General features: G+C 69.2%; 13 protein-coding genes. 3 read left to right on the top strand and 10 right to left on the bottom strand.

Annotation, left to right across the window (positions count from 1 at the left end; translation table 11 throughout):
- Nucleotides 1–45 precede the first annotated feature (45 nt).
- Nucleotides 46–231 carry a DUF2256 domain-containing protein gene (locus BSY19_RS19920; RefSeq protein ID WP_069055653.1) on the top strand — a complete coding sequence of 62 codons (186 nt, stop codon included), beginning with the start codon at nt 46–48 and terminating at the stop codon, nt 229–231.
- A 95-nt stretch (nt 232–326) separates the two neighbouring features.
- On the opposite strand, the gene BSY19_RS19925 is transcribed toward BSY19_RS19920, so the two are convergent.
- The 4 genes from BSY19_RS19925 to BSY19_RS19940 are packed head-to-tail and all read right to left on the bottom strand — an operon-like array spanning nt 327 to nt 3,595.
- The gene (locus BSY19_RS19925) at nt 327–1,934 is read right to left on the bottom strand and encodes an NTP transferase domain-containing protein (protein ID WP_069055654.1); all 1,608 of its coding nucleotides are present in this window, start codon (nt 1,932–1,934) and stop codon (nt 327–329) included.
- Nucleotides 1,931–2,623 carry an XdhC family protein gene (locus BSY19_RS19930; RefSeq protein WP_069055655.1) on the bottom strand — a complete coding sequence of 231 codons (693 nt, stop codon included), beginning with the start codon at nt 2,621–2,623 and terminating at the stop codon, nt 1,931–1,933. Before BSY19_RS19930 ends, BSY19_RS19925 begins: the two co-directional genes overlap by 4 nt.
- Before the next feature lie 4 nt (nt 2,624–2,627).
- Nucleotides 2,628–3,257 carry a LysE family translocator gene (locus BSY19_RS19935; protein ID WP_069055656.1) on the bottom strand — a complete coding sequence of 210 codons (630 nt, stop codon included), beginning with the start codon at nt 3,255–3,257 and terminating at the stop codon, nt 2,628–2,630.
- Entirely contained in the window at nt 3,257–3,595 is a 339-nt protein-coding gene (locus BSY19_RS19940) for an XdhC family protein (protein WP_069055657.1), read from the bottom strand. Before BSY19_RS19940 ends, BSY19_RS19935 begins: the two co-directional genes overlap by 1 nt.
- Nucleotides 3,596–3,792: 197 nt before the next feature.
- Between BSY19_RS19940 and BSY19_RS19945 the strand changes: the two genes are divergently transcribed.
- Nucleotides 3,793–4,449, top strand: coding sequence for an alpha/beta fold hydrolase (locus BSY19_RS19945; protein WP_236840414.1), 657 nt, complete (start codon nt 3,793–3,795; stop codon nt 4,447–4,449).
- Here the strand turns inward: BSY19_RS19945 and BSY19_RS19950 are convergent.
- The 3 genes from BSY19_RS19950 to BSY19_RS19960 form a co-directional block, all read right to left on the bottom strand.
- Complete coding sequence (locus BSY19_RS19950) at nt 4,446–5,648, bottom strand: vWA domain-containing protein (RefSeq protein ID WP_069055658.1); 1,203 nt, start codon at nt 5,646–5,648, stop codon at nt 4,446–4,448. The genes BSY19_RS19945 and BSY19_RS19950 overlap by 4 nt on opposite strands.
- Before the next feature lie 19 nt (nt 5,649–5,667).
- Entirely contained in the window at nt 5,668–6,045 is a 378-nt protein-coding gene (locus tag BSY19_RS19955) for a nuclear transport factor 2 family protein (RefSeq protein ID WP_069055659.1), read from the bottom strand.
- A gap of 90 nt (nt 6,046–6,135) precedes the next feature.
- Nucleotides 6,136–7,062, bottom strand: a complete 927-nt coding sequence (locus BSY19_RS19960; protein ID WP_069055660.1) for an AAA family ATPase — start codon at nt 7,060–7,062, stop codon at nt 6,136–6,138.
- Nucleotides 7,063–7,158: 96 nt separating this feature from the next.
- On the opposite strand from BSY19_RS19960, the gene BSY19_RS19965 reads away from it, so the two are divergent.
- Nucleotides 7,159–7,512: a nuclear transport factor 2 family protein gene (locus tag BSY19_RS19965; protein ID WP_069055661.1), complete on the top strand. Its 354-nt coding sequence runs from the start codon at nt 7,159–7,161 to the stop codon at nt 7,510–7,512.
- Between the two features lie 7 nt (nt 7,513–7,519).
- Here the strand turns inward: BSY19_RS19965 and BSY19_RS19970 are convergent, their stop codons facing one another.
- From BSY19_RS19970 to BSY19_RS19980, 3 genes are all read right to left on the bottom strand, one after another.
- Entirely contained in the window at nt 7,520–8,323 is an 804-nt protein-coding gene (locus tag BSY19_RS19970; protein ID WP_069055662.1) for an FAD binding domain-containing protein, read from the bottom strand.
- A 77-nt stretch (nt 8,324–8,400) separates the two neighbouring features.
- On the bottom strand, nt 8,401–10,764 hold the full coding sequence (locus BSY19_RS19975; RefSeq protein WP_069055663.1) for a xanthine dehydrogenase family protein molybdopterin-binding subunit: 2,364 nt from the start codon (nt 10,762–10,764) through the stop codon (nt 8,401–8,403).
- A 100-nt stretch (nt 10,765–10,864) separates the two neighbouring features.
- The gene (locus tag BSY19_RS19980) at nt 10,865–11,377 is read right to left on the bottom strand and encodes a (2Fe-2S)-binding protein (RefSeq protein WP_069055664.1); all 513 of its coding nucleotides are present in this window, start codon (nt 11,375–11,377) and stop codon (nt 10,865–10,867) included.
- Nucleotides 11,378–11,390: the final 13 nt, after the last annotated feature.

An 11,390-nucleotide genomic window follows, 5' to 3' on the forward strand; every position in this document is an offset into this window, starting at 1 on the left:
GTCCGTGCAGTCCCCTCTGGACCAGCGCAGCCGGAACATCGCCCCATGCCCAAGCCGATCCGCAAGGGAGATCTGCCCCAGAAGCCCTGTCTGGCCTGCGGCCGCCCCTTCGCCTGGCGCAAGAAATGGGCGCGGGTCTGGGACGAGGTGAAATACTGCTCCGAGCGCTGCCGGCGGGAGCGCAAGCCGCAGGCAGGATCAGAGAGCGACGGCCGGCGCGACCTCGCTTAGGGCGAAGTCGCGTCCTCCAAACGCGGGCCCGCAAGGCAGCGGTCGAGGCTTTGGCTCCCGGCAGCGCTCCCCCGGCAGCCACAGCCTGTGCGTCCTCAGGCCTCCACGCGACCCATGGCCGCGAGCGCCTCGGGCGTGTCGATGTCGAGCGCGATGGCGGGGTCGTCGAGCGGCACCTCGACGATCTGCTCGCCTGCCGCGTCGAGCAGGCGGCGCGCCCCCTGGTCTCCGGTGAGCTGGGCCACCTCCGCAAACAGGGCACGCGCCAGCAGCACCGGGTTCCCGCGCTGGCCCAGCAGCGTCGGCACGACGGCCTTCGCCTCGGTCTGTTCGGCGAAGACCTGCGCGAGGCGGTCGATCACCTGCGGGGTCACGTTCGGCATGTCACCGAGCGAGACCACGACGCCCGCCGCCGCCTCCGGCAGCGCAGCGAGACCGACGCGGACCGAGCTGGCGAGCCCGCTGGCGAAATCGGGATTATGGATGAGCGTGACATCGAGCCCGGCGAGCGCCGCCGCGACCTCCTCCCGCTGATGCCCGGTGACGACGATCACAGGGCTGGCGACCGAGGCGAGCTGCGCCTCGACGGCATGGCGCAGCATCGGCTGGCCACGAACCGCCTCCAGCAGCTTATTGCGCGCGCCCATCCGGGTCGAGCGGCCCGCCGCCAGCACCAGCCCGGCGACCGGCGCGGCCTCCAGCAGGGCCGGCGCCCGCGGCTGCGGCCGCGAGACGATTTCCATCAGCAGCCCGCCGACGCCCATGCGCTGGATGTCGGCGCGCTCGACGGGAATGCCGGCCAGGCAGCGCTGCAGCACCCAGTCGAAGCCGTTTTCCTTCGGCGAGCGCGCGCAGCCCGGCGCGCCGATCACGGGCTTGCCACCGATCTCGCCGATCAGCAGCAGATTGCCGGGATCGACCGGCATGCCCAGATGCTCGATCCGCCCACCCGCCGCCAGCAGGGCCTGCGGGATGACGTCGCGCCGGTCGGTGATCGCGGACGCCCCGAACACGACGACGAGGTCGGCCGCATCGGCCTGCGCCGCGATCTCCTGCGCCAGCGGCGCCTCCTGATGCGGCACGCGGCGGTCGGCCGCGACCGTCGCCTGCGCCGGCGCGAGCCGCTCGCTCATCACCCGCAGCGTCTTGTCGACGACGGAGGGCTTCAGCCCCGGCAAAAGCGTCGAGATCACGGCCACGCGCAGCGGCCTGTAGGGCGCGACCGCCAGCGGCCTCAGCCCCTCCAGCGCGGCCAGCGCCTGCTCGACCTGCATGGCGGGCAGGCCATAGGGAATGATCTTGACCGTGCCGACCATCTCGCCCGCGACGACCGCCTTCATGGCTGGAAGCGTCGCCACCGTGATGGCCTCGTCGATCCGGTTGAGCCCGTCGATCGCAGCCAAATCGATGGTGAGCACGCCCGCCGCCGCGGCGAAGAGGTTGACCCGGCCGGTGAAGGCAGCCTCGGTGACGATGCCGCGCCCGGCCAGTGCGGTCGCCAGCCGCGTCGCGGCCTCGTTCTCGCCGATGTCGCCGGCCTCCAGCCGCACCGCGACGAGTTCGGCGAGCCCCGCCTCGGCGAGCTGGGAGACATCGGCCGCCGTCAGCGTCGCCCCCTTCTTCACGACGAGGCCGCCGGCGCGGACCGTATGGGCGGCGATGCAGCCTTCCGCATCAGTGACGGGAACGGGGCCGAATTTCATGCCGGCGCCCGGCGCGGTCCGCGCAGCGTCGAGACGATCTCGCCGAGGATCGCGAGCGCGATCTCGGCCGGCGAGACGGCGCCGATGTCGAGCCCGATCGGCGCGTGGATGCGCTGCGTCGCGGTCTCGTCGAAACCCGCAGCCACGAGGCGCTCGATGCGGCGCCCATGAGTCTTCCGGCTGCCGAGCGCGCCGATATAGAAGCAGTCCGAGCGCAGCGCCGCCTCCAGCGCCGGATCATCGATCTTGGGATCATGCGTCAACGCGACGAAGGCCGTGTAGCCGTCGAGCCCCAGGCTCGCCAGCGCCTCATCCGGCCAGTCGGTCAGCAGCCGCACGCCGGGAAAGCGCTCCGGCGTGGCGAAGGCCGTGCGCGGATCGACGATGACGAGGTCGAGATCGAGCAGCTTGGCCATCGGCGCCATCGCCTGCGAGATGTGGACCGCCCCGGTGACGATGACGCGCGGCGGCGGCGCCTGCACGGTCAGGAAGAACGCCTTCCCGTCCGCCGCGACCAGCGCGCTCTTGCCCATGCGCAGCTGCTTCTCCAGCGCGTCCGCAAGGGAATCGGCTGCGAGATCGGCGGCCTTGACGAGGCGCTGCGCCCCGCTCTCGACATCCGTGACCAGGATGGTGGCGCGCCGCGCCGCGCGCTCGGTGTTCAGCACCGCCAGTGTCGCAAGATCCATCGCTTCAGCCCTTGTCCGTCGCGAGCTTCAGGCCGAGCCCGATCATCAGCGAGCCGCCGATCCAGCGGCCCAGCGCGAAGCCGGCCTTCGTCTGCTTCATCCGCCGCATGACGGCGGAAGCGCCCAGCACGGTGACGAAATCGGCCGAGGAGAAGGCGAAGTTGACGATGGTGCCGAGGATCAGGAACTGCACCCAGACCGGCAGCGACCCCGCCGGATCGACGAATTGCGGCAGCAGCGCGATGAAGAACAGCGCCACCTTGGGGTTCAGCACCTCGACGATCAGGGAATCGATCAGGGCGCGCTTGACGGTCTTGGGCGGGACAGCCGGCGCGTCCTGCGCGGCTAGCCGCGAGCGGATCATGCCGATGCCGAGCCAGACGAGATAGAAGGCGCCGGCCATCTTCACCGCGAAATAGAGCTCCGGCACGTGCTTGAACACCGCCGAGAGGCCGAAGGCGGCGGCGAAGACATGCAGGTAGCAGCCGAGATGGATGCCGAGCATCGCCATGAAGCCGGCCTTGCGGCCATGCGAGATCGTCTGCGCCGCCGTGTAGAGCAGCGCCGGTCCGGGGAAATAGGCGACGAGGATCGTCAGCGTCGCGAAGGCCAGCAGCGTATCCCAGGAGGCCATCAGTTCACCGTCTCGGTCGAGATCCGCTCGACATAAACCCGGATGCGTCCGCCGCAGGAGAGCCCGACCTTCCAGGCCGTCTCGTCGGCAACGCCGAATTCGAGCGTGCGCGGCTGTCCCTGTGCGATCACATCGACCGCCTCCTCGACCACCGCGCCCTCGACGCAGCCGCCCGAGACCGAGCCCTGGAAATTCCCGTCGGCGTCGATGACGAGATGCGAGCCGACCGGCCGCGGCGCCGAACCCCAGGTCTCGATTACGGTGGCGAGCGCGACCGAGCGGCCGTCGCGTGCCCAGGCCTCGGCGGTGGCGAGGATGTCGGTGTCGGTGCTGATCATGTCCGTCGGGTCCTCTTCGGGCGCGGCGACAACAGCCGGACCGCGCCCTGTCTCATCTCAGTCGCCATCGTCACCGCAGGCGCGTCAACTTAAGCATGGGCGCGCCGGCTTGCGAGCCTGCGAAGACGCAAAAGCGGGATGGCGCCTCGACCTCGGGCGCCATGGCGGCTATCCCTCGCCCGGGGGATCGGCACGGCATGGACGGCATCATCTTTCTGCACGGCATCGCGCGCAGCGCCAGCTCTCTGGCGGTTCTCGAAAAGGCGCTTCGCGCCGATGGCTATGCGACGCTCAACCTCGACTATCCGGCCCGCAGCCGCTGCATCGCCGAGATCGTCGAGGCCTTGCAGGCAGAGATCGCGCGCTTTGCGGAGAGCTGCTCCGGCCGGCTCCATTTCGTCACCCATTCGATGGGCGGCCTCGTCGCCCGCGCCTTCATCGCGCGCCATCGCCCGGCGCGGCTCGGCCATGTCGTGATGCTGGCGCCGCCCAACGAGGGCAGCGAGATCGCCGATCTGCTCGGCGGCAACGTGCTCTATCGCGCCTTCTTCGGCCCGGCCGGGGCGGAGCTGGTGACGAAGCGGTCGGAGGCGCTCTGCGAGGTCCTGGGCACAGTCGATTATCCGCTCGGCGTCATCGCCGGCGACCGCTCGCTCGATCCGGTGGGCTGGCTCCTGCTGCCAGGCGCCAATGACGGGCGCGTCTCGGTCGAGCGCACCCGTGTCGCCGGCATGGCCGACCACATCGTCATCCACGGCACCCATACGCTGATCATGAACAATCCCGAGGCGATCGCGCAGGTCCGGCATTTCCTGAAGCACGGGCGCTTCGAGCACCCGGTCTCCGCCGGCTAGCCCGCTCGCCTGAGCCAGGCCCGCGGATCGCTCGCCCGCTCCGCCTCCGGCGACAGCGCCGCGCAGAGATCGGCCATGGCCGCGAGATTGTGGATCGGCCGGAAGGAATCGACATACGGCAGCATCGCGCGGATGCCGCTGGCGCGCGCCTCGAACCCGTCGAAGCGCAGCAGCGGGTTGAGCCAGACCAGCTGCCGGCACGAGCGGTGCAGCCGGTCCATCTCGAAGGGCAGCTCCCCGTCGAGATGGCGCTCCAGCCCGTCGGTGAAGAGCAGCACGATCGCCCCGCCCCCGAGCACCCGGCGCGACCAGACCCGGTTGAAGGCGTGCAGCGCCGTCGAGATGCGCGTGCCGCCCTCCCAGTCCGGCGCGGCCTTCCCGGCCAGCGCCAGTGCCTCGTCGGGGTCGCGGGCACGCAGCGAGCGCGTGATGTTGGTCAGCCGCGTGCCGAAGACGAAGGAATGCACGCGCCGGCGCTTCTCCGTCACCGCATGCAGGAAATGCAGGAAGATGCGCGAGTACTCCGCCATCGAACCGGAGATGTCGACGAGCGCCACGATCGGCGGATGCACCTGCGCCCGCTCCCGGAAGGCGAGTTCGATGCTGCCGCCGCCGCCTCGCAGCGAGCGCCGGAAGGTCCGGCGCGGGTCGATCCGCGCGCCCCGCGCGGCCGCCTCGAACCGCCGCGTCGCGACGAGGTCGTCGGGCAGCCGCAGATCGGCGATCAGCTTCTTGGCACGGGCGATCTCGGCCGCGCTCATCTGGGCGAAGTCGCGCGATTTCAGCGTCTCGCGGTCGGAGACCGTCAGCCGCGCCGTCAGCTCGGTCAGCTCGACCGGTGCCTCCTCTTCCTCGCGCTTGGGCGGGGCGAAGGCCTCGGCCGCACGCAGCGCGCCGGCCTCCTCCTTCTGCGGCGCAGAGTCGGCACCGGGCGAGACCGGCGACATCTGCGCCATGATCTTCTCGATCAGGTTGCGCCGCCGCCAGAACAGCCGGAAGGCCTGGTCGTAGACGGCGCTGTCCTCGTGACGCTTCACGAAGATGGCGTGCAGCGCCCAGTAGACGTCCTCGCGCCCGCCGAGCGCCCCCTCGCTCAGGGCCTCGACCGCCTCCACCACCGCGCCGGGGCCGACGCGCAATCCGGCGATCCGCAAGGCGCGGGCGAAATAGGCGACGTTTTCCGGGAGCTTGCCGGTCATGAGAGGCGTGGGGTCTCCCTCACGGCCCCATCTCGGTCATGAACACCTTCTGGACGATCTGCCACTTGCTATCGACCTTCAGGAAGGAGAGCAGGTCGGTGAAATAGCGCGGCGGCATCTGGCACTTCACCTTCACCAGCGCCAGCGTCGGCCCGACGAGGTCGATCGTCAGGACATGGTCGCCGCGCACCATGCCCGCCGCCTTCGGCGAGGGCCGCTCGCGCACCGCCTTCAGCCATTCGTCGCGCGGCACGATCTTGATCGTGCCGTCCTCCAGCGCCGTGGTCAGCGCCGAGGTCGGATGGAAGGCGTGCTCCAGCTTGGCGACGTCGCCCTCGTAGAGGCCGTTGAGATAGGTCCAGGTGACGGCCTCGATGGCCCTGAGATCGTTGTACATGGTCGCTCCTCTGGCTGCCCTGTGGGACAATCTTGTCTATCCGCAGCGCCTTGCGCGGTCCTTGATGTGCCGCAGGCCGACGACAGGGCTTCAGCCACGGGCCTCGCTTTTCGCCTGGTCCAGCAGCTCCTTCACCTTCGAGCCCTGCATCGCCTGGATATCGTCCTGATACTTGAGCAGGGCCCCCAGCGTATCCGACACCAGGGCCGGATCGAGCGCGACCGCGTCGAGTTCGACCAGCGCGGTCGCCCAGTCCAGCGTTTCGGCGACGCCGGGCGCCTTGAACAGCTCCTCCTTGCGGATCGCCTGCACGAAGCTGACGACCTGCTTCGCCAGCTTGGCCGGCGCGTGCGGGGCGCGCGCCTTGAGGATCGCGAGCTCGCGGGCGGCGTCGGGATAGCCGACCCAGTGGTAGAGGCAGCGCCGCTTCAGCGCGTCATGGATCTCGCGCGTGCGGTTGGAGGTCAGGATCACGATCGGTGGCTCGGCCGCCTTCACGGTCCCGAGTTCGGGAATCGTCACCTGCGAATCCGCGAGCACCTCGAGCAGGAAGGCCTCGAAGGCCTCGTCGGTTCGGTCGAGTTCGTCGATCAGCAGGATCGGCGCCCCGCCCTGCTGCGGCTCGAGCGCCTGCAGCAGCGGCCGCTTGATCAGGTAGCGCTCCGAGAAGATGTCGCCTTCCAGCCGCTCGCGGTCGCCGCTCGCGCCGCCGGCTTCGGCGAGGCGGATCGCCATCATCTGCCCGGCATAGTTCCATTCATAGACGGCCGAGGCGAGGTCGAGCCCCTCATAGCATTGCAGCCGGATCAGCTTGCGCCCGAGCGCAGCCGAGAGAACCTTGGCGATCTCGGTCTTGCCGGTGCCGGCCTCGCCCTCGAGCAGCAGCGGCCGCTTCATCCGCAGCGCCAGGAACAGCACCGTCGCCAGCGCCCGGTCGGCGACATAGCCGCCGCCCTGCAGCAGCGCGAGGGTCTCGTCGATGGAGGTCGGAAGCGAGGCAGTCCGGCGATCGTTCATGTCAAATCCTGGCGCGCGTCTCTGTCATCACCGCGCCGTGGCGGCCGATCCATCATGGCCAGACCCTATAACCCAAACCCGACAGGGAGACGATTGATGACGAACGCAGAAGCCATCACCGCCTTTGCCGACCTGCTCAAGCGCGGCGAGCACGAGGCCGCCGCCGAGCGCTTCAACGCCGCCGACATCGTCAGCCTGGAAGCCATGGACGGCCCCATGGCGCGGGTCGAGGGCCGCGCCGCCGTCAAGGCCAAGAGCGACTGGTGGTATTCCGCTCACGAAATCCATGCGGCCGAGGCCTTCGGCCCCTATCGCAACGGCGATCAGTTCGTCATGCGCTTTTCCATCGACGTGACGGTCAAGGATACCGGCGAGCGCGTCCGGATGGACGAGGCCGGTCTCTACACCGTGCGTGACGGGCTGATCGTCGAGGAGCGGTTCTTCTACTGAACCGCCCTCACTTGCCCGTCGCCTGCGCGACCGCCTGCTTCGCCATCACCCCGATCAGATGGGCGCGGTAGTCGGCGTCGGCATGCATGTCGGCATTGATGCCCTCGGCGGAGGCCTTCAGCCCGTCGAGCGATTTCGGCGCGAAGCGGGCTTTCAGCGCCGCTTCCGCTTCCGGCCAGCGGAAGACGCCGCCCTCGCCGGCACCGGTCACCGCGACGCGGATCTCGCTGCCGCGCTTGGCGACGAAGACGCCGACCAGCGCATAGCGCGAGGCCGGGTTGCGGAACTTGGCATAGCCCGCCTTGGAGACGACCGGGAACACCACCTTGGTGATGATCTCGCCCTCTTCCAGCGCCGTCTCGTAGAGGCCGGTGAAGAAGTCGTCGGCCTCGATCTTGCGCTTGTTGGTGACGATCGTCGCGCCCAGCGCCAGGCAGGCGGCCGGGTAGTCGGCGGCGGGATCATTGTTGGCGACGGAGCCGCCGATCGTGCCGCGATGGCGCACATGCGGGTCGCCGATATGCGAGGCGAGATAGGCGAGCCCCGGGATCGCCTCCTGCACGATCGACGAGGCCGCGACCTCGGCATGGGTCGACATCGCGCCGACATGGAGCGTGCGGCCCTTGCGGACGATGCCCTTGAGGTCGCCGCAGCCGCCGAGATCGACGAGCGCGGCGGGCGAGGCCAGCCGCTGCTTCATCGTCGGCAGCAGGGTGTGCCCGCCGGCGAGGATCTTGGCGTCCTCCTTCTTGGCGAGCAGGCCGGCGGCCTGACGGGCCGAGCCGGGGCGGTGATAGGTGAAGGCGTACATGGGTATGATCCCTTGCTGAAATCCGCGGGCGTCGTCCCGGCCGCATCGCTGCGGAGGACCGGGACGACGAAGATCGGTTACTCGGCAGCCAGTCGCGTGATGCTCTTCTGCGCCGCGCGCCAGACCGCCTGGGGCGTCGCCGGCATGGCGATGTCCTCATGGCCGAGCGCGTCGGTGATGGCGTTGATGACCGCCGGCGGGGCGGCAATCGCGCCGGCCTCGCCGCAGCCCTTGATGCCGAGCGGGTTGGACGGGCAGGCCGTCACCGTCATGCCGACCTCGAAGGAGGGCAGATCGTCGGCGCGCGGCATGCAGTAGTCCATGAAGCTCGCGGTCACGAGCTGGCCGTCGCTGTTATACTTCGCGCCTTCCAGCAGCGCCTGGCCGACGCCCTGGGCGATGCCGCCATGGACCTGGCCCTCGACGATCATCGGGTTGATGACGTTGCCGAAATCGTCCACCGCCGCCCAGCGCTCGATCTTGGTGACGCCCGTCTGCGGGTCGATCTCGACCTCGCAGATATGGACGCCCGCCGGGAAGGTGAAGTTGGTCGGGTCGTAGAACGCCCCTTCCTTCAGCCCGGGCTCGAGATCCTGCCCGTTGAACTTGTGGGCGATATAGGCCTGCAGCGCGCAGGAGCCGAAATCGAGCTTCCGATCGGTGCCCTTGACGCTGAAATGCCCGTCCGCGAAGTCGATATCGGCCTCGTCGGCCTCCAGCACGTAGGCCGCGACCTTCTTGCCCTTGGCGATGACCTTGTCGACCGCCTTGAAGATCGCGGACATGCCGACCGCACCCGAGCGCGAGCCATAGGTGCCCATGCCCATCTGCACCTTGTCGGTGTCGCCATGGATGATCGAGACGTTTTCGATCGGGATGCCGAGCTTGCCGGAGACGAGCTGGGCGAAGGTCGTCTCATGGCCCTGGCCGTGGCTGTGCGAGCCGGTCAAAACCTCGACCGTGCCGACCGGGTTGACCCGAACCTCGGCCGATTCCCAAAGGCCGACACCGGCACCGAGCGAACCGACCGCCGCCGAGGGGGCGATGCCGCAGGCCTCGATATAGGAGGAGAAGCCGATGCCGCGCAGCTTGCCGTTGCGGGCGGATTCGCGCTTGCGCTTGCCGATGCCCTTGTAGTCGATGATCTCGAGCGCCTTCTTCAGCGCCGCGCCGTAATTGCCGGCGTCATACATCATGATGACCGGCGTCTGGTGCGGGAACTTCTTGATGTAGTTCTGCATCCGGAACTTCGCCGGGTCCTTGCCGAGCTCGCGGGCCGCGACCTCGACCAGCCGTTCGACCACGAAGGTCGCCTCCGGCCGCCCGGCCCCGCGATAGGCGTCGACGGGTGCGGTGTTGGTGTAGACGGCGTCGACCTCGGCATAGATCGCCGGGATGTCGTAGGAGCCCGACAGGAGCGGCGCGTAGAGATAGGTCGGCACCGAGGAGGAGAAGGTCGAGAGGTAGGCGCCGAGATTGGCCGTGGTCTTGACCCGCAGCGCCGTGATCTTCCCGTCCGCGTCGGTGGCGAGTTCGGCATGGGTGACGTGGTCACGGCCATGCGCGTCCGACAGGAAGGCTTCGGTGCGGTCGGAGTTCCACTTCACCGGCCGGCCGACCTTCTTCGCCGCCCAGACGCAGACCGTCTCCTCGGCATAGATGAAGATCTTCGAGCCGAAGCCGCCGCCGACATCCGGCGCCACCACCCGCAGCTTGTTCTCCGGCGCGATGCCGATAAAGGCCGACAGCACGAGCCGCGCCACATGCGGGTTCTGGCTCGTGGTGTAGAGGGTGAAGATGCCCTCGCCCGCCTCATAGTCGCCCACCGCCGCGCGCGGCTCCATCGGGTTCGGCACGAGGCGGTTGTTGACGATGTCGAGCTTGGTGACGTGCTTGGCCGCGCGGAACGCGGCCTCCGTCTCGTCCTTGTTGCCGAGATGCCAGTTGAACACGGTGTTGTCGGGCGCTTCCGCATGGACGACCGTCTTGGCGCCCGCCGCGCGGGCGGTGTCGACCACGGCCGGAAGCACGTCGTAATCCACAACGATCGCTTCCGAGGCGTCGCGCGCCTGGGCCAGCGTCTCGGCGACGATCACGCAGACATGGTCGCCGACATAGCGGACCTTGCCCTGGGCAAGCGCGGGATGGGCGCCGGCGCGCATCGGCGAGCCGTCCTTGTTGTGGATCATCCAGCCGCAGATCAGCCCGCCGACCTTGTCGGCGGCGAGGTCGTCCCCGGTGAAGATGCCGAGCACGCCCGGCATGCCGGCCGCCGCCTTGGCGTCGATCGACTTGATCGTGGCATGGGCGTGTGGCGAGCGCAGGAAATAGGCATGGGCCTGGCCGGGCCGGTTGATGTCGTCGGTGTAGCGGCCCTGGCCGGTGATGAAGCGGTGGTCTTCCTTGCGCCGCACCGAGGCGCCGATTCCGGTAGCCGTCATGGTGTTGTCCCTCCTCAGCGCGCCTCTGACGGGCACGTCTCGATCTCAGATGAAGGCCCGCGCGGGATGGCGCGAGCCCCGTCCTCTCACGCGCGATGGCTCACTCGGCGGCCTGGCGCGGCGGCGCCTTCTTGTCCATCGCCTGCCCGGCCATGGCCTCGGCGCCGGCCGCGACGGCCTTGACGATGTTGTGGTAGCCCGTGCAGCGGCAGATGTTGCCGTCGAGATCCTCGCGGATCGTCTTCTCGTCGAGCTGGTGGCCGCGACGGTTCACGATGTCGACCGCGGACATGATCATGCCCGGCGTGCAGAAGCCGCACTGCAGGCCGTGATGCTCGCGGAAAGCCTCCTGCATCGGGTGCAGCCCGCCCTCGCCGGCCAGCCCCTCGATGGTGGTGATGCTGGCGCCCTCGAGCGAGACGGCGAGCACCGTGCAGGCCTTGGCCGCCTTGCCGTCGATATGGACGACGCAGGCGCCGCACTGGCTGGTGTCGCAGCCGACATGGGTGCCGGTCAGCCGCAGGTTCTCGCGCAGGAACTGCACCAGCAGCGTGCGCGGATCGATCGTCCCGGTGACCGGTTTCCCGTTCACCGTCATGGATACGCTCGCCATCGTCTTCCTCCTT

Source organism: Bosea sp. RAC05 (assembly GCF_001713455.1).
Taxonomy (GTDB): Bacteria; Pseudomonadota; Alphaproteobacteria; order Rhizobiales; family Beijerinckiaceae; genus Allobosea.

What these genes read in the sequence shown, in the direction of transcription:
- BSY19_RS19920 (WP_069055653.1), top strand. Translation starts at nt 46, where the DNA reads ATGCCCAAGCCGATCCGCAAGGGAGATCTGCCCCAGAAGCCCTGTCTG.
- BSY19_RS19925 (WP_069055654.1), bottom strand. Translation starts at nt 1,934, where the DNA reads ATGAAATTCGGCCCCGTTCCCGTCACTGATGCGGAAGGCTGCATCGCC.
- BSY19_RS19930 (WP_069055655.1), bottom strand. Translation starts at nt 2,623, where the DNA reads ATGGATCTTGCGACACTGGCGGTGCTGAACACCGAGCGCGCGGCGCGG.
- BSY19_RS19935 (WP_069055656.1), bottom strand. Translation starts at nt 3,257, where the DNA reads ATGGCCTCCTGGGATACGCTGCTGGCCTTCGCGACGCTGACGATCCTC.
- BSY19_RS19940 (WP_069055657.1), bottom strand. Translation starts at nt 3,595, where the DNA reads ATGATCAGCACCGACACCGACATCCTCGCCACCGCCGAGGCCTGGGCA.
- BSY19_RS19945 (WP_236840414.1), top strand. Translation starts at nt 3,793, where the DNA reads ATGGACGGCATCATCTTTCTGCACGGCATCGCGCGCAGCGCCAGCTCT.
- BSY19_RS19950 (WP_069055658.1), bottom strand. Translation starts at nt 5,648, where the DNA reads ATGACCGGCAAGCTCCCGGAAAACGTCGCCTATTTCGCCCGCGCCTTG.
- BSY19_RS19955 (WP_069055659.1), bottom strand. Translation starts at nt 6,045, where the DNA reads ATGTACAACGATCTCAGGGCCATCGAGGCCGTCACCTGGACCTATCTC.
- BSY19_RS19960 (WP_069055660.1), bottom strand. Translation starts at nt 7,062, where the DNA reads ATGAACGATCGCCGGACTGCCTCGCTTCCGACCTCCATCGACGAGACC.
- BSY19_RS19965 (WP_069055661.1), top strand. Translation starts at nt 7,159, where the DNA reads ATGACGAACGCAGAAGCCATCACCGCCTTTGCCGACCTGCTCAAGCGC.
- BSY19_RS19970 (WP_069055662.1), bottom strand. Translation starts at nt 8,323, where the DNA reads ATGTACGCCTTCACCTATCACCGCCCCGGCTCGGCCCGTCAGGCCGCC.
- BSY19_RS19975 (WP_069055663.1), bottom strand. Translation starts at nt 10,764, where the DNA reads ATGACGGCTACCGGAATCGGCGCCTCGGTGCGGCGCAAGGAAGACCAC.
- BSY19_RS19980 (WP_069055664.1), bottom strand. Translation starts at nt 11,377, where the DNA reads ATGGCGAGCGTATCCATGACGGTGAACGGGAAACCGGTCACCGGGACG.